The organism is Mesorhizobium xinjiangense, assembly GCF_009749525.1.
Classification (GTDB): Bacteria; Pseudomonadota; Alphaproteobacteria; order Rhizobiales; family Rhizobiaceae; genus Mangrovimarina; species Mangrovimarina xinjiangensis.
Map to the genome: position 1 here is coordinate 138694 of NZ_WOAC01000008.1, position 22311 is coordinate 161004.

The window sequence follows — 22311 nt, forward strand, 5'->3', positions numbered from 1 at the left end:
GGCATCGCAATTGCGCCCGCTGCCTCAAAAGGCAGCAGATGGACGTTCAGGACGCAGTCTGCAAGCCACTATGCGGAAATTTCGATTGTTCCAGCCATGCACTGTCGGACGGTATTCCATGTTGACATAAAGATATCCTTATGTGAACATCCGGCCTTGCAATTGCGAATGTCCCGAGCATAGGGGAATTATGTCTAACGTACAGGACGAGTTGTTTGGGCCGCTCGGTGAACGAGCGGACGGACGTGAGGTGCGCGCGGCGCTAGAGGCGGCTGCGCGCGAGCGTATTCTTATTCTCGACGGCGCGATGGGTACCCAGATCCAGGGTTTGGGTTTTGGGGAAGACCATTTCCGCGGCGATCGCTTCGGCGGCTGCGCCTGCCATCAGCAGGGCAACAACGATCTCCTCAATCTGAGCCAGCCGGCGGCGATCGAGGAGGTCCACTACAAATATGCCATCGCCGGCGCCGACATTATCGAGACCAACACATTTTCGTCGACGTCCATTGCCCAGGCCGACTACGGCATGCAGGACGAGGTCTACGATCTCAACCGTGACGGCGCGCGCCTTGCGCGCCGCGCGGCGATCCGTGCGGCCCAGGAAGACGGCAAGCGCCGCTTCGTTGCCGGCGCGCTGGGGCCGACCAACCGTACCGCCTCCATCTCGCCCGACGTCAACAATCCGGGCTTTCGTGCCGTCACCTTCGACGACCTGCGCATCGCCTATGGCGAGCAGTTGCGCGGGCTTATCGACGGCGGCGCCGACATCATCCTGATCGAGACCATCTTCGATACGCTCAACGCCAAGGCGGCGATCTTTGCCTGCATCGAGGTGTTCGAGGAAAAGGGCGTCGATCTGCCGATCATGATCTCGGGCACGATCACCGACCTGTCCGGCCGCACGCTGTCGGGGCAGACGCCGACGGCCTTTTGGCATTCTGTGCGTCACGCCAAGCCCTTCACCATCGGGCTCAACTGCGCGCTCGGCGCCAATGCCATGCGGGCCCATCTGGAGGAGATTTCCGGCGTCGCCGACACCTTCGTTTGCGCCTATCCGAATGCCGGCCTGCCGAACGAGTTCGGCGAGTATGACGAAAGCCCCGAGGCGATGGCGGCGCAGATCGAGGAGTTCGCGCGCGAAGGCATCGTCAATATAGTCGGCGGCTGTTGCGGGTCGACGCCGGATCACATCCGGGCCATCGCCGACGCCGTGTCGAAACATGCGCCGCGCTCCGTGCCCACGATCGAACCGCAGTTGCGCCTGTCGGGCCTCGAGCCGTTCACGCTGACCAAGGAAATTCCATTCGTCAATGTGGGTGAGCGCACCAACGTCACCGGCTCGGCCCGTTTCCGCAAGCTGATCAAGGCCGCCGATTACGCGACCGCGCTCGATGTCGCGCGCGACCAGGTGGAAAACGGCGCCCAGGTGATCGACGTCAACATGGACGAGGGGCTGATCGACTCGCAGCAGGTGATGGTGGAATTCCTCAACCTCATCGCCGCCGAGCCGGATATCGCCCGCGTTCCGGTCATGATCGATTCCTCCAAATGGGAGATCATCGAGGCCGGGCTGAAATGCGTCCAGGGCAAGGCGATCGTCAATTCGATCTCGCTCAAGGAGGGCGAGGAAGGCTTTCTGCATCAGGCCAAGCTCGTGCGCGCCTATGGTGCGGCGGTGGTCGTCATGGCGTTTGACGAAAAGGGTCAGGCTGACACGCAGGAGCGCAAGGTCGAGATCTGCGCCCGGGCCTACAAGCTCCTGACGGAGAAGGTGGGGCTGGCGCCGCAAGACATCATCTTCGACCCCAATATCTTCGCGGTCGCCACCGGTATCGAGGAGCACGACAATTACGGTGTCGACTTCATCGAGGCGACGCGCGAGATCACCACGAACCTGCCCTATGCGCATGTGTCGGGGGGGGTGTCCAACCTCTCCTTCTCGTTCCGCGGCAACGAGCCGGTGCGCGAGGCCATGCACGCGGTATTCCTTTATCATGCCATCCAGGCCGGCATGGATATGGGCATCGTCAATGCCGGTCAGCTCGCCGTCTACGAATCGATCGATGCGGAACTGCGCGAGGCTTGCGAGGACGTCGTCCTGAATCGCACGCCGAAGGAAGGCGGCACGGCAACCGAACGCCTGCTCGACCTTGCCGAACGCTACAAGGGCACCGGCGGTCGAGAGGCGCGGGAAAAGGACATGTCCTGGCGCGAGTGGCCGGTCGACAAGCGGCTCGAACACGCGCTGGTCAACGGCATTACCGAATTCATCGAGCCCGACACGGAAGAGGCGCGCAGCCAAGCGGAGCGGCCGCTGCACGTGATCGAGGGACCGCTGATGTCCGGCATGAACGTCGTCGGCGATCTGTTCGGCTCGGGCAAGATGTTCCTGCCGCAGGTGGTCAAATCGGCCCGCGTGATGAAGCAGGCTGTGGCCTATCTGCTGCCTTACATGGAGGCCGAGAAGGAGGCCGGCGGCGGCGAACACAAGAGCGCCGGCAAGGTGCTGATGGCGACCGTGAAGGGCGATGTCCACGACATCGGCAAGAACATCGTCGGCGTGGTGCTGGCCTGCAACAATTACGAGATCATCGACCTCGGCGTCATGGTGCCGTCGACCAAGATTCTGGAGACGGCGCGCGAACTAGATGTCGATGTGATCGGGCTGTCCGGACTCATCACACCGTCGCTCGACGAGATGGTGCATGTCGCCTCCGAGATGGAGCGCGAGGGCTTCGACATCCCGCTCCTGATCGGCGGTGCGACGACCAGCCGCGTCCACACGGCGGTCAAGATCCATCCGCGCTACGAGCGCAACCAGGCCATCTACGTCACAGACGCCAGCCGCGCAGTCGGCGTGGTGTCAAGCCTGCTGTCGCCGACGAAAAGGGCCAATTACATCGAGACGGTGCAGGCCGAGTACAAGAAGGTTGCCGACGCCCACGCGCGTTCGGAAGCCGCCAAGAAGCGCCTGCCGCTGGCAGCTGCCCGGGCAAACGCCCACAAGATCGACTGGGCGGCCCACGAGCCTCCCAAGCCGTCCTTCCTGGGCACGCGGGTCTTCGAGACCTGGGACCTGGCCGACCTGGCGCGCTACATCGACTGGACGCCGTTTTTCCAGACCTGGGAGTTGAAAGGGCGCTATCCGAAGATCCTCGATGACGAAAAGCAGGGCGCGGCGGCGCGTCAGCTCTTCGACGATGCCCAGGCCATGCTCAAGCAGATCATCGCGGAGAAGTGGTTCGCGCCGAAGGCGGTCATCGGCTTCTGGCCGGCCAATGCGGTGGGCGACGACATCTCGCTTTACACCGTCGACGGCCGCAAGGAGGAGTTGGCGCGCCTGTTCACGCTGCGCCAGCAACTTGCCAAGCGCGACGGAAAGGCCAATCTTGCGCTGTCCGACTTCGTGGCACCGCAAGACAGCGGCAAGGCCGACTATCTCGGCGGTTTCGTGGTGACGGCCGGCATCGAGGAGGTCGCAATTGCCGAGCGCTTCGAGCGGGCCAATGACGATTATTCCTCGATCATGGTCAAGGCGTTGGCCGACCGCTTCGCCGAAGCCTTTGCCGAGCGCATGCACGAACGCGTGCGCAAGGAGTTCTGGGGCTATGCGCCGGACGAGGATCTTTCGCCCGAAGAGTTGATCGGCGAGCCATATCGCGGCATCCGGCCCGCGCCTGGCTATCCCGCCCAGCCCGACCACACGGAAAAGACGACGCTGTTCCGGTTGCTCGATGCGGAGGAAAAGATCGGCGTCGAACTGACAGAAAGCTACGCAATGTGGCCGGGTTCTTCCGTTTCGGGTTTCTATTTCGCGCATCCCGAAAGCTACTATTTCGGGGTCGCGAAGGTCGAGCGCGATCAGGTCGAGGAATATGCCAGGCGCAAGGGCATGGCGATCGAGGAGGTCGAGCGCTGGCTCGGGCCGGTACTCAACTACGTGCCTTCGCAGTACGCCGAGGCGGCCGAATAGCCGGTGCCGTTCCTCTTGCCGGGGCGCAGATGCGTCCCGGCTGCCTCCATCTCCCTCTATAAATCATGAAGGGTCAGTATTGCTGACCTATTGACTTGCCGCTATAAGGTGATGCTCCATCTCCTTATCGGGAGGGAGTGCGCGGTGCAGCGGGAGGAGTTTGCATGGCAAGCAAGACGAGGCTCAGCCTCCATGTTCCTGAGCCGGAAGTGCGACCCGGCGACCAGCCGGACTTCTCCGATGTCGTGATTCCCAAGGCCGGATCGGTAGACCGTCCGCCGGTTGACGTCGATCCTCGCGAGATCCGCGATCTCGCCTATTCCATCATCCGCGTGCTCAACCGGCAGGGCGAGGCCGTCGGCCCGTGGGCCGGCACATTGACCGACGAGGAACTGGCGCAAGGCCTGCGCCACATGATGCTTCTGCGCGCCTTCGACGCGCGCATGCAGACTGCGCAGCGCCAGGGCAAGACCTCCTTCTACATGCAGCATATGGGCGAGGAGGCGGTGAGCTGCGCCTTCCGCAAGGCGCTCGAGCCCGGCGACATGAATTTTCCGACCTATCGCCAGGCCGGCCTGTTGATCGCCGGCGACTATCCGATGGTCGACATGATGAACCAGATCTATTCCAACGAGTCCGACCCGCTGAAGGGGCGCCAACTGCCGGTGCTCTATGCCTCCAAGGAGCACGGATTCTTCTCGGTTTCGGGCAATCTGGGCACGCAGTTCGTCCAGGCGGTGGGCTGGGCGATGGCCTCGGCGATCAAGAACGACACGAAAATCGCGGCCGGCTGGATCGGCGACGGCTCGACTGCCGAGAGCGACTTCCACGCCGCGCTCGTCTTCGCCTCGACCTACCGCGCGCCGGTGGTCCTCAACATCGTCAACAATCAATGGGCGATCTCGACCTTCCAGGGCATTGCGCGGGGCGGTTCGGGCACCTTTGCCGCCCGCGGCCTGGGCTTCGGCCTGCCGACGTTGCGCGTCGACGGCAACGATTATCTGGCCGTGCACGCGGTCGCCAAATGGGCGGTCGAGCGGGCGCGGCGCAATCTGGGGCCGACGCTGGTCGAATATGTGACCTACCGGGTCGGCGCGCATTCCACGTCCGACGACCCGTCCGCCTACCGGCCCAAGGAGGAATCGGAAGCCTGGCCGCTCGGCGACCCGGTGATCCGGCTGAAGAACCATCTCATCCGGCGCGGGCTGTGGACGGACGAACGCCACAAGCAGGCCGAGGCGGAAATCCTCGATTCCGTGATTTCCGCCCAGAAGGAGGCGGAAAAGCACGGCACGCTGCATTCGGGCGGCCGGCCATCGCCGCGCGACATGTTCGAAGGTGTCTACGAAACCATGCCGCCGCATCTGCGCCGGCAGCGCCAGAAGGCGGGGGTGTGAGGATGATGAGCCGCTTATGTGCCCCCTCCACCATGCTTCGCATGGTCCCCCTCCCCCGCTCCGCAGGGGAGGAGCCAGCGTCGCGGCAGGCCGCGCCTTTGATCCTCCCCCGTTCACGGGGGAGGGGGATCGCCGGAGGCGGTGGAGGGGGTGCCGTCAGCGCGGTGCCGATGTTGATCACAACCGGAGGCCTCCCATGCCCCGCATGACCATGATCGAGGCCATCCGCAGCGCCATGGACGTCGCCATGGGCCGCGACGACAATGTCGTCGTGTTCGGCGAGGATGTGGGCTATTTCGGCGGCGTCTTCCGCTGCACCCAGGGCCTGCAGCAGAAATATGGCCATACGCGCTGCTTCGACACGCCGATTAGCGAATTGGGCATCATCGGTACGGCGATCGGCATGGCGGCCTACGGTCTGCGGCCCTGTGCGGAAGTGCAGTTCGCCGACTACGTCTATCCGGCCTACGACCAGATCGTCTCGGAGGCGGCGCGCATCCGCTACCGTTCCAACGGCGAGTTCACCTGCCCGATCGTCATCCGCATGCCGACGGGCGGCGGCATCTTCGGCGGACAGACGCACAGCCAGAGCCCCGAGGCGCTGTTTACGCATGTTTCCGGCCTGAAGGTCGTCGTGCCGTCCAATCCGCGCGACGCCAAAGGCCTGCTCATTGCGGCGATCGAAGATCCCGATCCGGTGATCTTTCTGGAGCCGAAGCGGCTCTACAACGGACCCTTCGACGGCCATCACGAGCGCCCGGTCACGCCCTGGTCGAAGCACGAGCTGGGCGAGGTGGCGGATGGCCACTTCACGGTGCCGCTCGGCAAGGCCGCGGTGCGCCGCGAGGGCGCGGCACTCACCATCCTGGCCTACGGAACGATGGTCTATGTCGCGCAGACTGCGGCCGAGGAGATGGGTATCGACGCCGAGATCATCGACCTGCGCACGCTTTTGCCACTCGACCTCGATACGATCGTCGCCTCGGTCAAGAAGACGGGGCGCTGCGTCGTCGTGCACGAGGCGACACTGACCTCGGGCTATGGCGCCGAGCTCGCCGCACTCGTCCAGGAGCATTGCTTCTATCATCTCGAAGCGCCGATCGCCCGCGTCGCCGGCTGGGACACGCCCTATCCGCATGCCCAGGAGTGGGACTATTTCCCAGGCCCCCATCGGGTCGGCGAGGCGCTGATCGAAACGATGGAGGCCTGAGATGGCGGAACACACCATCAAGCTTCCGGATGTCGGCGAGGGTGTCGCAGAGGCCGAGCTCGTCGAATGGCACGTGAAGGTCGGCGACCTGGTGCGCGAGGACGCGATCCTCGCCGCCGTCATGACCGACAAGGCGACGGTGGAGATCCCATCACCCGCCGATGGCGAGGTGATCTGGCTCGGTGCGGAGGTCGGCGACGTGGTGCCGGTCGGCTCGCCGCTCATCCGGCTGATCGTCGAAGGCGCGGTCGCTGACGACAAGGAAGCCGACGCCGGGAACGCCTCCTCCGACGAGGCGGAAAAGTCGGCACCGCCGATTGAGCCCGCCGGCGAAAAAGAGACGGACAAGATCCGGGCCGACGTGCCGAGCGCGGAAACGACGCCTGAGGCCGCCGAAGCGGTGGCTCCGCGCCGGCCCTTGGCGTCGACCGGCCTGCCGCGGCCTGAAGGCGAAAAGCCGCTCGCCTCGCCGGCCGTGCGATTACGGGCCAGGGAAGCCGGCATCGATCTGCGCCAGCTGCCCGGCAGCGGGCCTGCCGGCCGGATCACACATGAGGATATAGACAGTTTTATTGCCCGCGGCGCCCAGCCGGCCGCGCGCGGGCTCATGCCCGACACATCGGTCGAGGAGATCAAGATCGTCGGCCTGCGCCGGCGCATCGCCGAGAAGATGGCGCTCGCCAAATCGCGCATACCGCACATCACCTATGTCGAGGAGGTGGACGTCACGGCGCTCGAGGAACTGCGCTCGAAGCTCAATGGCGAGCGCAAGGCAGAACGGGCCAAGCTCACCATCCTGCCCTTCCTGGTGCGGGCCATGGTCAAGGCGCTTGCCGAGCAGCCGCACATCAATGCGCGCTTCGATGACGAGGCGGGCGTCATTCATCGTTACGGCGGCATCCATATCGGGATCGCGGCGCAGACCAATGCCGGGCTCGTCGTGCCCGTGGTGCACCACGCCGAGGCGCGCGACCTTTGGGATTGCGCCGCCGAGGTCAACCGGCTGGCCGAGGCCGCCAAGGCCGGCACGGCGACGCGCGAGGAACTGACGGGGTCCACGATCACCGTCACCTCGCTCGGCGCATTGGGCGGCGTGGTGACGACGCCGGTCATCAATCATCCCGAGGTCGCGATCATCGGCGTCAACAAGATCATGGTGCGCCCGGTCTGGGACGGCACGCAATTCGTCCCGCGCAAGATGATGAACCTGTCGTCCAGCTTCGACCACCGCGTCATCGACGGCTGGGACGCCGCCGTCTTCATCCAGCGCATCAAGACGCTGCTGGAAACGCCGGCGATGATCTTCGTGGAGGGGTGAGGCGTGTTCCGCGCAGCGGACGAAAAGCCAACGATTTGGCTTTTCGAGCGACGAACGCCCGGAGCCATAGCGTAGGGCCGGAATCAGGTTGAGGATGTGAGACCATGAAAGAGATCTCCTGCAAGCTGCTCGTCATCGGCGCCGGGCCCGGCGGCTATGTCTGCGCCATTCGCGCCGGCCAGCTCGGCATCGACACGGTGGTCGTGGAGGCCGGGCGCCTCGGCGGCACGTGCCTCAATGTCGGCTGCATTCCTTCCAAGGCGGTCATCCACGCGGCCGAGGAGTTCGACAAGGTGGTGCATATGGCGGGTGGCGAAAGCCCGCTCGGCATTTCGCTGGCCAAGCCCGCCATCGATCTGGGCAAGACCGTCGCCTGGAAGGACCGCATCGTCGGCCGGCTCAACAACGGCGTGGCCGGACTGTTCAAGAAGGCGGGTGTGAAATCGATCCAGGGCTGGGCGAAGTTCCGCGACGGCAAGACGGTGGAGGTGGAAACCGAGACCGGCACCCAGCTCATTCATGCCGAGACGATCGTCATCGCAACCGGTTCGGCCTCCGTCGACCTGCCGCCGCTGCCGTTCGGCGGCAATGTGATCACCTCCACGCAGGCGCTGGCGCTCGATCGTGTGCCGGAGAAGCTCGCCGTCGTCGGCGGGGGCTATATCGGCCTCGAACTGGGCATGGCTTTCGCCAGGTTCGGCTCCGCCGTCACGGTCGTTGAAGCGCTTGATCGCGTGTTGCCGCTCTACGACGCCGAGCTGACGCGGCCGGTCCTGAAGCGTCTCGACGCGCTGGGCGTGAGCGTCATGACGGGCGCAAAGGCCAAGGGCATGTCGAAGAAGGGCGACACGCTCGTGGTCGAAAACGGCAATGGCGGCGAAGTGCGCCTGCCGGCCGACAAGGTGCTCGTCACCGTCGGGCGCAAACCGCTGACCGAAGGCTGGGGCATCGAGGAACTGGCCCTCGACATGGACGGCCGCTTCATTCGCATCGACGAGACCTGCCGCACCTCGATGCGCGGCATCTACGCCGTCGGCGACGTTACCGGCGAGCCGATGCTGGCGCATCGCGCCATGGCGCAGGGCGAGATGGTGGCGGAAATCGTCGCCGGACACCGCAGGACATGGGACAAGCGCTGCATCCCGGCCATCTGCTTCACCGATCCGGAAGTGGTCTCGGCCGGTCTGTCGCCGGAAGAGGCGCGGGCGACCGGCGTCGAGATCAAGACCGGGCAGTTCCCCTTCCAGGCCAATGGCCGGGCGATGACGATGCTCGGCGAAGACGGCTTCGTGCGCGTCGTGGCGCGCGCCGACAATCATCTGGTGCTCGGCATCCAGGCGGTCGGGCAGGGCGTGTCCGAACTTTCGGCGGCCTTCGGCCTGGCGATCGAGATGGGCGCACGGCTCGAGGACATTGCCGGCACCATCCATGCTCACCCGACCCAGGGCGAGGCGTTCCTGGAAGCGGCGATGAAGGCGCTCGGTCACGCCCTGCATATCTGAGCTGGAAAGCGACGGCTGCCGAGAACATGTCCCGCTCACACGGAATCGTTTGAGCTAAAGGTACATGTTCCAGCATATTGATTTGGCATATCTTTGCTTCAAACGGTTCCGTTTGAAGCGAACGCGCACTAGCCGTGATCGAGCCAGGCCTGGCGCATGCGCGCAGCGCGCTCGTTCGGCGCCAGCTTCGGGCAGGAGGCGCAAAGCTGGCCGTCATGCTTGAGATATTCCAGGCAGCAGGCCTTGCGGTCCAGCACGAGCTCGAAGCGCCCGCCGGTGATTTCGAGCGGTTTCAAACCGCTCATTCCGCTCAGCCCGGCGGCCGACATCCAGGCGTCGGCATAGGCTTCCACCGTTTCGGTGTCTGCGCCGGGCAGGTGATGGCGCAGATGCGAAAGCGTGCCGAGCAGGCGGTCGGCCAGAAGCCTGAACGCGATCACCGGCTTCATGCGCGCGACCGTGTTGAGTTCGTCGAGCAGCAGCTCGGCAAGGGCACGTAGCTCCTCGCCGCTTTGGCGAATGCACTCGGCGGTGTCTGTCGCGCCACGGCCCTCGTGCGGGATGCAGTAACCCACGACTTCGGCGTCACCGACGCGCTGTCCCATTGCCGAAATCGGCGCCACGCGGGCAGCGCCGTGCACGGCGATGACGCCAAGGATGACCGGCTGCCAGGTGAGCCAGGTCCAGCTTCTGACGGCGGCAAAGGCCCTGCCGGCCTCTGGATGGCGTTCGACAAGCGCGGCGCAAAGACGGCGAAGCTCGGCGCCGTTGTCGCCTCCCGGGCCCACCCAGCCGCTGTCCGGCAAGGGCCCGAGCGTGCCTTTCATGGCCGGCACGAGCTCAGCGGCGACCTTCAGCAGAATGTCGGTCGCATCGTCCTCGTCTTGCATGATGGGGGCAGCGAGCATCGTTCCTCGTCAGACCTTGCTGCGGATGCAGTCCGCGTCTGCCCGACGCTCGTCACCATCCGGCCAGCGGGACGGAAGAGGCAGGGTGAGAATTGGCTAAATAAGTTGAGCGCTGATGTCAATAATTTGGGTGCGTCCGGCATGGCCAGAATGGACTGGTGAATTGCGGTTTACAAAAGTAATATAATATGATTTTTGGTGTTCGGGGAAATCACCCCGAGCATTGATAGGGAGGAGACAGATGCTTTCGAAAAAAGCATGGATCGGCGCGTGTGCCGCCGCGTCGATGGGTTTTGCCGTGTCCGCTGCCACGGCGCAGACAATCGGATTTTCGCAGATCGGGTCGGAATCGGGATGGCGCGCCGCCGAGACGACACTGACCCATCAGGAAGCCGAAAAGCGCGGCATCGACCTTAAATTCGCCGACGCCCAGCAGAAGCAGGAAAACCAGATCAAGGCGCTGCGGTCCTTCATCGCGCAAGGCGTCGACGCGATCCTGCTTGCACCGGTCGTGGCGACCGGCTGGGACAGCGTGCTGGAGGAGGCCCAGGAGGCCGAGATCCCCGTCGTGCTGCTCGACCGCATGGTCGATTCGTCGAAGGATCTCTATCTGACGGCGGTCGGCTCGGACCTCGTCCATGAGGGCAACGTCGCCGGCAAATGGCTGGTCGACGCGACCGATGGTGAGGCGTGCAACATCGTGGAGCTTCAGGGTACCACGGGTTCATCTCCCGCGATCGATCGCAAGAAGGGGTTCGAAGACGCGATTGCCGGTCACGACAACCTCGAGATCATCCGCAGCCAGACGGGCGATTTCACGCGCACCAAGGGCAAGGAAGTCATGGAAAGCTTCCTCAAGGCGGAAGACGGCGGCAAGAATATCTGCGCGCTCTATGCGCACAATGACGACATGGCCGTCGGCGCCATCCAGGCGATCAAGGAAGCCGGGCTGAAGCCGGGCGAGGATATCCTGGTCGTCTCAATCGACGCCGTTCCGGACATCTTCAAGGCGATGGCGGCCGGCGAGGCGAACGCCACGGTGGAACTGACGCCGAACATGGCCGGTCCCGCCTTCGACGCGCTCGCCGCCTACATGAAGGATGGCACCATGCCGCCGAAGTTCATCCAGACGGAATCGAAGCTCTTCACGCCCGATGACGACCCGATGGCCGTCTATGAGGAAAAGAAGGACCTCGGCTACTAAGGGCGCCGGCCGGACCCGGCTACACTGCCGGGTCCGGCCCCTCTCGGCGCGTGGTGGCGCGCCGTCGACATACATCATTGGGAGGATTGGGGGTGACTGAAAGCCAGCCGCTTCTGTCGGCACGGGCCGTGACCAAGGTGTTTCCCGGCACGGTCGCGCTCGACAAGGTCGATTTCACGCTGCATGCCGGTGAGGTCCACGCGCTTCTCGGCGAGAACGGGGCGGGCAAATCCACGCTCATCAAATGCCTGACCGGTGCCTACCGGCGCGATAGCGGCGAGATCGTACTCGATGGCCGTGCCATCGATCCCAGGAATACATTGGAAGCCCAGAGCTTCGGCATCGGCACCGTCTATCAGGAGGTCAATCTGCTGCCCAATCTCTCGGTGGCGGAAAACCTCTATCTCGGTCACCAGCCGACGCGCTGGGGCCTGATCACGGGTGCCGCGATGAAGGCGGGGGCGCGGCGCACGCTGTCGCAATACGGGCTCGACATCGACGTCTCGCGCAACCTGGAGGAATTTTCCGTTGCCGTGCAGCAAGTCGTCGCCATCGCGCGCGCTGTGTCGCTTTCGGGCAAGGTCCTCATTCTCGATGAACCGACGGCGAGCCTCGATGCGCAGGAAGTGCGCTTGCTGTTCGACGTCGTGCGTTCGCTCAAGGAACGCGGGCTGGGCATTGTGTTCATTTCGCATTTCCTCGATCAGGTCTTCGAGATCAGCGATCGGATCACTGTATTGCGCAATGGCCGGCTGGTGGGCACGCAGATGGCGGCCGAGCTCGACCGCGTCAATCTCGTCAACATGATGCTCGGCCGGGAACTGGTGGAGGAAACGCGCCAGAGCGGCCGCACGGAGCGTCCCGACGGTCCGCCGCTGATCCGGTTCAGCAATTTCGGCCGCGCGGGCAAGATCGCGCCGTTCGATCTCGACATCCGCAAGGGCGAGGTGATCGGTGTCGCCGGCCTTCTGGGGTCCGGGCGCACCGAAACGGCAGAGGTCTTGTTCGGCGTCTCCGCGCACGACAGCGGCAGTGCCGTCGAAGGCGAAGAAACGCTTCCTCTCGGCACGCCACGCAATGCCATCGCGCACGGATTCGGCTTCTGCCCGGAGGACCGCAAGAGCGATGGGATCATCGGCGATCTGAGCGTTCGCGAAAACATCGTGCTGGCGCTGCAGGCGCGGCTCGGCTGGACGCGGCCGGTGCCGGCGCGCGAACAGGCGGCCATGGCCGAGGAGTTCATCGGCCGGCTCGATATCCGCACGCCCAATGCGGAAAAGCCCGTCGGCCAGTTGTCGGGCGGCAATCAGCAGAAAGTCATCCTGGCTCGATGGCTCGCCACCAATCCGCGCTTTCTCATCCTCGACGAGCCGACGCGCGGCATCGATGTCGGCGCGCATGCCGAGATCATCCGGCTGATCGAGGAATTGTGCGAACAGGGCATGGCGCTGCTCGTCATTTCCTCGGAGCTCGACGAACTCGTCGCCTACAGCCATCGCGTCATCGTCGTGCGCGATCGCCATCACGTCGCCGAGCTGGCGGGCGAGGACATCACGACGGACAATATGGTGGCGGCCATCGCGGCGCCGGAACGGGAGGACGCATGAGTGCGGCCGGACATCTACTGCGCCGGATAGCGCCCCAACTGGTGACGCTGGCCGCGACGCTTCTTCTGATCGCCATCGTGTTCCCAGGCTTCTTCGAGATCTCGATTGCCAATGGCCGGCTTTATGGCAGCCCGATCGATATCTTGAACCGCGGCGCGCCGGTGGCGCTCCTGGCGATCGGTATGACGCTGGTTATCGCAACGAAAGGGATCGACCTTTCGGTGGGCGCGGTCATGGCGATCTGCGGTGCCGTGGCGGCCGCGGCGATCACCAGCGGCATGGGGCTTGTTGCGACCCTGGCGCTGGCGCTTGGCGCCGGTCTTGCCTGCGGCCTGTGGAACGGCCTGCTGGTGTCCGTGCTCGGCATCCAGCCGATCGTGGCGACGCTGATCCTGATGGTCGCCGGCCGCGGCATCGCACAGCTGATCACCGAGGGCGCGATCCTGACCTTCTCCAATGAGGGGCTGATCTTCATCGGCTCCGGCGCCTTTTTCAGCGTGCCCATGCCGGTGCTGATCTGGGTGTTGGCAGGAGCGCTGGTGGCGCTCGTGGTGCGGCGCTCCGCGCTCGGCATGCTGATCGAGGCGATCGGCATCAATCGGCGCGCCAGCACGCTTGCCGGCATCAATGCCCGGGTGCTGTTGATCGCGGTCTACATGGCGTCCGGGTTGTGCGCCGCGCTCGCCGGCATCATCGCGGCCGCCGACATCAGGGGGGCGGACGCCAACAATGCCGGCTTGTGGCTCGAGCTCGACGCGATCCTTGCCGTCGTGATCGGCGGCACCTCGCTGCTCGGCGGGCGCTTTTCCATCCTGGCCTCGCTCATCGGCGCCATGATCATCCAGGCCGTCAATACGGGCATCCTGCTGTCGGGCTTTCCGCCGGAATACAACCTCATCATCAAGGCGGCGATCATTCTCGTCATCCTTGTCATGCAGTCGCCGGCAGTGCGAACGACGCTGATCTTCCTGCGCCGCGACAAGACGTCGTCGCAATCCGAAACCGAGCCGGTGGTCCAATGAACGCGCGCACGCTTCCCCTTCTGGCGACGCTCGCCATCTTCCTGGTCGCCTATGCCGTCTGCTACGCCCAGTTTCCGGCCATGCTGTCGACGCGGGTGATCGGCAATCTCCTGACCGACAACGCCTTTCTCGGCATTGTCGCCGTCGGCATGACCTTCGTCATCCTGTCGGGCGGCATCGACCTGTCGGTCGGCTCGGTTATCGCCTTTTCCGGCGTCTTCATCGCCGTGCTTCTGCGCGATACCGGCCTGCATCCGCTCATCGTGTTTGCCGTGCTGCTCGTCGTGACGACGGCTTTCGGCGCGGCGATGGGCGCCATTATTCACGGGCTGGAAATGCCGCCCTTCATCGTCACGCTCGCCGGCATGTTCCTGGCGCGCGGCATGGCCTATGTGTTTTCCATCGATTCCGTGCCGATCACGCACGAGTTCTACGACACGCTGCAGGACCTCTACTGGCTGATGCCGGGCAAGGGCCGGCTGACCCTGATCGGCGGCACCATGCTGGTGGTTTTCCTGGCCGGCATCGTGGTGGCCCACTGGACGCGCTTCGGCACCAATGTCTATGCGCTGGGCGGCGGCGCGCAGACGGCGCACCTGATGGGCGTTCCGGTCGGCCGCACGACAATTGCGATCTATGCGCTGTCGGGCTTCCTGGCCGGCCTTTCGGGCATCGTCTTTTCCATCTACACCTCGGCCGGCTATTCGCTCGCCACGGTGGGTGTCGAACTCGACGCGATCGCCGCCGTCGTCATCGGCGGGACGCTTCTGACCGGCGGCAGCGGCTTCGTTGCCGGGACGCTCATCGGGGTGCTGATCATGGGGCTGATCCAGACCTATATCATCTTCGACGGAACGCTTTCGAGCTGGTGGACCAAGATCCTCATCGGGGTCCTGCTGTTTGCCTTCATCGCCTTGCAGAAGGGCCTTGTCTGGCTCACCTCGCGGGAGAGGCGGTCTCCGGCCGGAGCACGATAGGGAACATGGATTTGCTCAGGACGGCAATCACCGGCAACGTGACGCGCAACAACCACGCCTTCGTGGTGCACGAGATCGGCAAGGCGATCATCAAGGGCGATTATGAGGTCGGCTCGCTGCTGCCCGGAGACGCCGAGCTGGCGGAGCGGTTCGATGTATCACGCACGGTGCTGCGCGAGGCGATGAAGACGCTCTCGGCCAAGGGGCTCGTCTTTGCCCGCGCGCGCATCGGGACCCGCGTCACCGAACGCACGAAATGGAACCTGTTCGACGCCGACGTGCTCACCTGGCATTTCGAGGCCGGCGTCACCGAGGAATTCCTGGGTCACCTCAGCGAGATGCGCCTGTCCTTCGAGCCGTTCGCCGCGCGGCTCGCGGCGAAGAAGGCCGGCGGCGAGGATATCCGGAAACTTCACGCCCTGGTCGACGGGATGGCGGCGGCGCGCAGCAAGGAGGTGTTCGCGGTCGCCGACCTCGATTTCCACCTGGCGCTGCTCGATGCCTCGAAAAACCCCTTCATGTATTCGGTCGGCAACCTGATCGAGGCGGCGCTGGTGTCGGCCTTCAAGCTGAGCTCGCCGGTGGAGGACGATACGCATGAGACGTCGGTCCGCCAGCACCGGCGCATCGTCAAGGCCATCGAGGCCCACAACGGCGACGCGGCCGCCGCCGCCATGGAGACGGTCATCATCGTCGGGCGCGACCGCGTGAAGGGCAAGATCGTCTGACGCAGTCTACGCCAGATCGGCCGGCAGCAGCGCCTCGGGCATGTTCTGATAGCTCACCGGGCGCAGGAAGCGGCGGATCGCCAGCGTGCCGACCGAGGTGGTCGAGACATTGGTGCTGGCCGGATAGGGGCCGCCATGCATCATGGCGTCGGCCACTTCCACGCCGGTCGGGAAGCCGTTGGCGAGAATGCGTCCCGCCTTGCGTTCCAGCACCGGCATGAGCTTTGCGGCAAGTGCGGTATCGCCGTCGTCCATATGCAGCGTGCAGGTGAGCTGGCCCTCGAGCGCATGGGCAACCGAGAGCATTTCGTCTTCGCCCTTGACCCGCACCAGAATGCCGAGCGGACCGAAGACCTCATGGGCTAGACCGGGATTGGCAAGGAAGGCCTCGCCGCTCACCGTATAGAGATAGGGGGCCGCATTGCGCCCATCGGATCCCGCGGCGACCAGTTCCGCCACGCCGTCGACCGTGGCAATGCGCGCCTGGCCGTCGCGAAACGCGCCGGCGATGCCCTCGGTGAGCATGGTCTGCGCCGCGACTTCGCCGAGCGCCTTGGTGGCCACTGTCTGGAAGGCATCGGCCTCGGCGCCGCCATTGATGATGGCGATGCCCGGATTGGTACAGAACTGGCCGGCGCCCATGGTCAGCGAGCCGGCCCAGCCGCCGGCGATCGCCTCGCCGCGCGCCGCAACGGCTTCCGGCAGCAGGAACATCGGGTTCACCGAGCCGAGCTCGCCGAAGAAGGGGATCGGCTCCGGCCGCTTGTTGGCCAGATCGAACAGGGCCCGGCCGCCGGCCAGCGAGCCGGTAAAGCCGATGGCCTTGACGAGCGGGTGCTGGACCAGCGCTTCGCCCGCCTCGCGCGTGTCGCTTTGCACCAGCGAGAAGACGCCCGGATGGACGCCGGACTTTTCGATGGCGGCCAGGATCGCCTCGGCGACGATCTCGCCCGTGCCGGGATGGCCGGGATGCCCCTTGACGACGACCGGGCATCCGGCGGCAAGGGCCGACGCCGTGTCGCCGCCGGCGGTGGAAAAGGCGAGCGGGAAGTTCGATGCACCGAACACGCCGACCGGGCCGATCGGCCGCTGAATCAGGCGCAGGTCTGGGCGCGGCGCCGGCTTGCGGTCGGGCAGCGCTTCGTCATGGCGCCGGTCGAGATAGTCGCCCTTCAGGATGTGATTGGCGAACAGCCGCAACTGGCCTGTGGTGCGGCCGCGCTCGCCCTCAAGCCTTGCCATGGGAAGGCCGCTTTCGCGGTGGCCGATATCAGTGATCCGGGCGCCGCGTGCCTCGATCTCGTCGGCGACGGCGTTGAGGAAGGCGGCGCGCTGTGCGCGCGTCGAATAGCCATAGGACCAGAAAGCCTCCTCGGCCGCCTTTACCGCGCGGTCGATATCGCTGCGGGTGCCGGCCGCATAATCGTGTGCCGGGCCGCTTGCCGGAGCGGAACGGAAGGTCGAGGCGCCCTCCACCCATTCGCCGGCGATCAGGTGTTTTCCGCTTGGCGTGTAGCTGTCGGTCATGTCTTCCCAGTGTCCTTGTTTGCCGGCTGCCGATTGGGCAGCCTATTCGATGAATGGATCGGTGACGATCCGCTTGCCGAGCATGAAGGCGTCGGCCACATGGATCAGCGGCGAGACGTCGACCTCGCTGGAGCCGGCGCGCAGGAGCTCGGCGAAGCGCGCATAGATGCCGTCATATTCGGCTTCCGGGCCTTGGCGGATCTCCTTGCCGTCGATCGCCATGGTCGCTCCGCCGGCCCCGAGATACAGCGTTCCGCCGTCGGTTTCCACCGTGATGTCCCAACTTTGCGGCCCTGTCTGGCGCCAGTCGAAATCGGCTGTGACTGCGACGCCGCCGGCCCCGGCAAAGGAAAGCCGCGCGGCGATCGGCGTATCGCGGTTTTGCGGGAATTCCAGCTCCGCCCCGGTGAGGTGAACGGGCTGCGGCATGATCTCGGTGAGGATCGACAGCGCGTTGATGCCGGGATCGAAGATGCCGACGCCACCGGCCTGCCAGATCCATTCCTGGCCCGGATGCCAGCGCCGCACGTCCTCCTTCCAGATGATTTCCACCCGGCGGATATTCTTGTCGGCCAGCCACGCCTTTGCCGGTGCCACGGCGGGCGCAAAGCGTGAATGCCAGGTGGCAAAGAGGGTGAGGCCGCGCTCGGTGGCGAGGCCTGCGAGCGTGTGGACCTCGGCGACGGTGGCGCCGGGCGGCTTTTCCAGAAGCACGTGGCGGCCCGCCTCGAGTGCTGCCCGGGCCATCTCGAAGCGCACCTGCGGCGGCACGCAGAGCGCTACCGTGCTCACATCGGGGCGCGCCGCCAGAAAGGTCTCCATCGTTTCGAAGTGATCGACGCCTTCGACGCTCGCGTGGCGGCTCACTGTGGCTGCCAGATCGAAGGCCGGGCTTTTCGCGATCGAGGGAATGTGCTGGTCGCGAGCGATCTTGCCGACGCCGGCAATGGCGATCTTCATCGGCTCAGTGGCTGTCACGGGGCACCGCCTTTCCGCGTCCGCCTTTGAGGAAATCGAAATCCGCGCCGGTGTCGGCGCCCTGCACATGGGTGTGGAAAAGCCGGGCATAACCGCTTTCGGGCGTCTCCACCGCAGGAGCCCATGCCGCCAGACGCCGTTCGAGCTCCGCCCCGGAGATGTCGAGATGCAGGCGGCGTCCCGGCACGTCGATCTCGATCATGTCGCCGTCGCGCACCACCGCCAGCGGCCCGCCGACGGCGGCTTCAGGCGAGGTGTGCAGCACCACGGTTCCATAGGCCGTGCCCGACATGCGCGCATCCGAAATGCGCACCATGTCGGTGATGCCCTTGCGCAAGACCTTCGGCGGCAGGCCCATATTGCCCACCTCGGCCATGCCCGGATAGCCCTTCGGCCCGCAATTCTTCAAGACCATGATCGAGGTCTCGTCGATGTCGAGCGTCTCGTCGTTGATCTTGGCCTTGTAGTCGTCGATGTCCTCGAACACCACGGCGCGGCCGCGATGCTTCATCAGACGCTCGCTGGCGGCCGAGGGCTTGATGACCGCGCCATTGGGCGCCAGGTTGCCGCGCAAGACGGCGATGCCGCCTTGCTGCGTCAGCGCCTTTTCGACCGGGCGGATGACGTCCTCGTTCCAGTTGCGCACCTCGGTGAGTTCGTCGCTGACCGGCTTGCCGGCGACCGTCAGCGCGTCGCCATTGAGCTTGCCCGCATCGAGCAGCATCTTCAGCACCACCGGCAGGCCGCCGGCATAGAAGAACTCTTCCATCAGATATTTGCCCGAGGGCATCAGATTGACGATGGTCGGGATGTCGCGGCCGAGCCGGTCCCAGTCGTCCAGCGTCAGGTCGACGCCGATACGCCCGGCGAGCGCCAGGAGATGCACCACCGCATTGGTCGAGCCGCCGATGGCGCCATTGGTGCGGATGGCGTTTTCGAAAGCCTCGCGGGTGAGGATGTCGGAGGGTTTCAGATCGTCCTTGACCATATCGACGATGCGCCGGCCCGTCAGATGCGCCATGACGCGGCGGCGGCTGTCGACGGCCGGAATGGCCGCATTGCCCGAAAGCGCCATTCCGAGCGCCTCGGCCATCGAGGCCATGGTGGAGGCGGTGCCCATCGTGTTGCAGGAACCCGGCGAGCGCGACATGGAGGCCTCGGCCTCCAGGAAATCGGCGCGTGACATCTTGCCGGCCTTGATGTCCTCCGACATCTGCCACAGCGCGGTGCCCGACCCGACGCGTTCGCCGCGGAACCAGCCATTGAGCATCGGCCCGCCCGAGACGACGATGGCCGGCAGATCGACGCTCGCCGCGCCCATCAGCAGCGCCGGCGTGGTCTTGTCGCAGCCCGCCAACAGCACCACCCCGTCGACCGGATTGGCGCGCAGCGCCTCCTCCACGTCCATCGAGCACAGGTTGCGGTACATCATCGCCGTCGGGCGCAAGGAGGGCTCGCCCGGCGAGAACACGGGAAACTCGACCGGCAGGCCGCCGGCCTCGTAGACGCCGTGCTTCACCCGCTGCGCGAGGTCGCGCAGATGCGCGTTGCACGGGGTCAGTTCCGACCAGGTGTTGCAGATGCCGACGACCGGCCGGCCGTCGAACAGGTCGGCCGGCAGGCCCTGGTTCTTCATCCAGGAGCGGTGATAGATGTTGTCGCGGCTGTCGCCGCCATACCATTCCTGAGAGCGCAATCTGCGCGGCCATTCGGCCTTCTTGAATGTCATGGGGTTCTCGTTTGCCTTTGCCTAAAGTGCTTTCACGGCGACGACTTCGTCGCGTTCCGGCCCCGCGGTTGCGTCAACGGGATTTTTCAGTGCAAGGCCGAATTCCGGCGCCTCGATCTCGAAGCGGTCGCCCGGCTCGGTGCGCACGCCTTCGGCGAAGGAGAGCGTCGCCGTGCCGAACATGTGGACATGGACATCGCCCGGCTGGCGGAAGAGCCCGTACTTGAAATGGTGGTGCTCCAGATTGGAGATGGTGTGCGACATGTTGGCCTCGCCCGACAGGAACGGCTTTTCGAAGATCGCCTTGTCGCCACGCACGATGCGCGAGGTGCCGCGGATGTCCTGCGGCAGGTCGCCGATCAGGATTTCGGGGCCGAAGGATGCCGGGCGCAGCTTGGAATGGGCGAGATAGAGATAGTTCACGCGCTCCATCACATGGTCGGAAAATTCGTTCGACAGTGCGAATCCCACACGAAAGACCGTGCCGTCGTTGCCGACGACATAAATGCCGGCAATTTCGGGTTCCTCGCCGGCATCGTCGGCAAAGGGCGGCGAGGCCAGCGGTGCGCCGGGCGCCGCCACGGCGTGACCGTTGCCCTTGTAGAACCATTCCGGCTGCACGCCGGGCTGGCCATTGGCCGGCTTTCCGCCCTCGAGCCCCATGCGGAACATGCGCATGGAGTCCGTCATCTCCGCCTCGTCGGCCTTGTGCTGCTGGTGCATGGAATCGCGCGTCGAGGCCGACCCCAGATGCGTCAGCCCGGTGCCGGTCAGATGCAGGTGCGCCGGATCCGGGTGGAGGATCGGCGGCAGCAGGCGGCCTTCTTCATAGGCCCGCTCGAGATCGACGGGGGCGGCGAAGCCCAGCTTGGCGATCCGGGCGGCAATGGTCTCGCCGCTTTTGGCGCAGTCGAGTGCCAGTTGATAGACGCTTGCGGCGTCGCGCAATTCATAGGCTTCGGTGCCCTCGCGGGCGACGACGCGCAGCGCGCCGTCCGGTGTCTTGATCTGGGAAAGGAGCATGGTCAGGCAGCCTTGTTCTTGTTGTAGACGTCGAAGATGACGGCGGCGAGCAGCACCAGGCCCTTGATGACCTGCTGCCAGTCGATGCCGATGCCCATGATCGACATGCCGTTGTTCATCACACCCATGATGAAGGCGCCGACGACGGCGCCGACGATCGTGCCGACGCCGCCCGACATCGAGGCGCCGCCAATGAAGACGGCTGCGATCACGTCGAGTTCGAAGGCGAGGCCGGCCTTGGGCGTGGCGGTGTTCAAACGGGCGGCGAAGACGAGGCCGGCCAGCGCGGCCAGCATGCCCATGTTGACGAAGGTCAGGAAGGTCAGCCGTTCGGTGTTGATGCCGGAGAGCTTGGCCGCCTTTTCGTTGCCGCCGATGGCGTAGATGCGCCGGCCGATGGTCGTGCGCCCGGCGAGGAAGGAATAGACGGCGATCAGGAGCGCCATGATGATAAAGACGTTCGGCAGGCCGCGGAACGTCGCCATGAGATAGCTCATATAGACGATCGCCAGGGCGATGACCGCGTTCTTTACCAGGAAGAAGGCGAACGGCTCGTCGACGATGCCGGACTTCTGCTGATGCAGCCTGTTGCGCGCCGCCAGGAAGAGCAGGGCCACAGCCGCGACAACGCCGAGGACGAGCGAGAACAGGTTGATGTTCTCGGCGCCGAAGATATCGGGAATGAAGCCGGAGGCGATCAGCTGGAAGTGGCGCGGGAAGGGGCCGATGGACTGGCCTTCCAGTAGCCACAGCGTCAGCCCCTTGAAGACCAGCATGCCGGCGAGCGTGACGATGAAGGAGGGGATCTTGTAATAGGCGACCCAGAACCCCTGCGCGGCGCCGATCAAGGCGCCCGCGGCCAGGCAGATGATCCCGGTCACGACGTAATTGACTTCCCAGTTGACGATCATGACGGCGGCGAGCGCGCCGATGAAGCCGAGCACCGAGCCGACCGACAGGTCGATATTGCCGCCGACGATGACCAACAGCATGCCGATCGCCATAATGACGATGTAGCTGTTCTGCAGGATCAGGTTGGTCAGGTTGACCGGTTTCAGCAGAATGCCGCCGGTGACGATCTGGAAGAACGCCATGATCGCCACGAGCGCGAACAGGATCCCGTATTCGCGCAGATGGTTGCGCAGAAAGCCGAAAGAGGATTTGGCGCCGGTTGTGGCGCCCTGAGCGGACGATACGATTTCGGTCAT

Annotated in this window: 16 protein-coding genes; 10 read left to right on the top strand and 6 right to left on the bottom strand. The window is 65.0% G+C overall.

The annotated features are described in order from the left end of the window. The first annotated feature begins 190 nt into the window (after positions 1 to 190). From metH to lpdA, 5 genes are all read left to right on the top strand, one after another. Positions 191 to 3973: a methionine synthase gene (gene metH / locus GM909_RS10880; protein WP_157016413.1), complete on the top strand. Its 3783-nt coding sequence runs from the start codon at positions 191 to 193 to the stop codon at positions 3971 to 3973. Between the two features lie 164 nt (positions 3974 to 4137). Then, positions 4138 to 5370, top strand: coding sequence for a 3-methyl-2-oxobutanoate dehydrogenase (2-methylpropanoyl-transferring) subunit alpha (locus GM909_RS10885; protein WP_157016414.1), 1233 nt, complete (start codon positions 4138 to 4140; stop codon positions 5368 to 5370). Between the two features lie 196 nt (positions 5371 to 5566). After that, on the top strand, positions 5567 to 6580 hold the full coding sequence (locus GM909_RS10890) for an alpha-ketoacid dehydrogenase subunit beta (RefSeq protein WP_157016415.1): 1014 nt from the start codon (positions 5567 to 5569) through the stop codon (positions 6578 to 6580). Between the two features lies 1 nt (position 6581). Continuing rightward, a complete protein-coding gene (locus GM909_RS10895) occupies positions 6582 to 7898 on the top strand; it encodes a dihydrolipoamide acetyltransferase family protein (RefSeq protein ID WP_157016416.1) in 1317 nt (438 codons plus the stop codon). A 104-nt stretch (positions 7899 to 8002) separates the two neighbouring features. Then, complete coding sequence (gene lpdA, locus GM909_RS10900) at positions 8003 to 9400, top strand: dihydrolipoyl dehydrogenase (RefSeq protein ID WP_157016417.1); 1398 nt, start codon at positions 8003 to 8005, stop codon at positions 9398 to 9400. 128 nt (positions 9401 to 9528) lie between these two features. Here lpdA and GM909_RS10905 read toward each other — a convergent pair whose 3' ends face one another. Continuing rightward, on the bottom strand, positions 9529 to 10308 hold the full coding sequence (locus GM909_RS10905) for a siderophore ferric iron reductase (protein WP_157016418.1): 780 nt from the start codon (positions 10306 to 10308) through the stop codon (positions 9529 to 9531). 286 nt (positions 10309 to 10594) lie between these two features. Here GM909_RS10905 and ytfQ point away from each other — a divergent pair, with 286 nt between their 5' ends. The 5 genes from ytfQ to GM909_RS10930 all read left to right on the top strand — a co-directional run bounded on the left by ytfQ (position 10595) and on the right by GM909_RS10930 (position 15846). Next, a complete protein-coding gene (gene ytfQ / locus GM909_RS10910; protein WP_235911832.1) occupies positions 10595 to 11512 on the top strand; it encodes a galactofuranose ABC transporter, galactofuranose-binding protein YtfQ in 918 nt (305 codons plus the stop codon). 92 nt (positions 11513 to 11604) lie between these two features. Continuing rightward, entirely contained in the window at positions 11605 to 13119 is a 1515-nt protein-coding gene (ytfR, locus tag GM909_RS10915; protein WP_157016420.1) for a galactofuranose ABC transporter, ATP-binding protein YtfR, read from the top strand. Then, on the top strand, positions 13116 to 14141 hold the full coding sequence (locus GM909_RS10920) for an ABC transporter permease (protein WP_157016421.1): 1026 nt from the start codon (positions 13116 to 13118) through the stop codon (positions 14139 to 14141). Before ytfR ends, GM909_RS10920 begins: the two co-directional genes overlap by 4 nt. Then, a complete protein-coding gene (gene yjfF, locus GM909_RS10925; protein WP_157016422.1) occupies positions 14138 to 15118 on the top strand; it encodes a galactofuranose ABC transporter, permease protein YjfF in 981 nt (326 codons plus the stop codon). Before GM909_RS10920 ends, yjfF begins: the two co-directional genes overlap by 4 nt. A gap of 5 nt (positions 15119 to 15123) precedes the next feature. Beyond that, the gene (locus GM909_RS10930; protein WP_157016423.1) at positions 15124 to 15846 is read left to right on the top strand and encodes a FadR/GntR family transcriptional regulator; all 723 of its coding nucleotides are present in this window, start codon (positions 15124 to 15126) and stop codon (positions 15844 to 15846) included. A 6-nt stretch (positions 15847 to 15852) separates the two neighbouring features. Here the strand turns inward: GM909_RS10930 and GM909_RS10935 are convergent, their stop codons facing one another. Genes GM909_RS10935 through mmsB form a run of 5 tightly spaced genes read right to left on the bottom strand, consistent with a single transcriptional unit; the run spans position 15853 to position 22311 of the window. Beyond that, a complete protein-coding gene (locus GM909_RS10935; protein WP_157016424.1) occupies positions 15853 to 17373 on the bottom strand; it encodes an aldehyde dehydrogenase (NADP(+)) in 1521 nt (506 codons plus the stop codon). 42 nt (positions 17374 to 17415) lie between these two features. Next, complete coding sequence (locus GM909_RS10940) at positions 17416 to 18333, bottom strand: Gfo/Idh/MocA family protein (RefSeq protein ID WP_157016442.1); 918 nt, start codon at positions 18331 to 18333, stop codon at positions 17416 to 17418. A 4-nt stretch (positions 18334 to 18337) separates the two neighbouring features. Continuing rightward, entirely contained in the window at positions 18338 to 20080 is a 1743-nt protein-coding gene (gene araD, locus GM909_RS10945; protein WP_157016425.1) for an L-arabinonate dehydratase, read from the bottom strand. Between the two features lie 21 nt (positions 20081 to 20101). Continuing rightward, positions 20102 to 21103, bottom strand: coding sequence for an AraD1 family protein (gene araD1 / locus GM909_RS10950; RefSeq protein ID WP_157016426.1), 1002 nt, complete (start codon positions 21101 to 21103; stop codon positions 20102 to 20104). Between the two features lie 2 nt (positions 21104 to 21105). Continuing rightward, positions 21106 to 22311, bottom strand: a complete 1206-nt coding sequence (gene mmsB, locus GM909_RS10955; RefSeq protein ID WP_157016427.1) for a multiple monosaccharide ABC transporter permease — start codon at positions 22309 to 22311, stop codon at positions 21106 to 21108.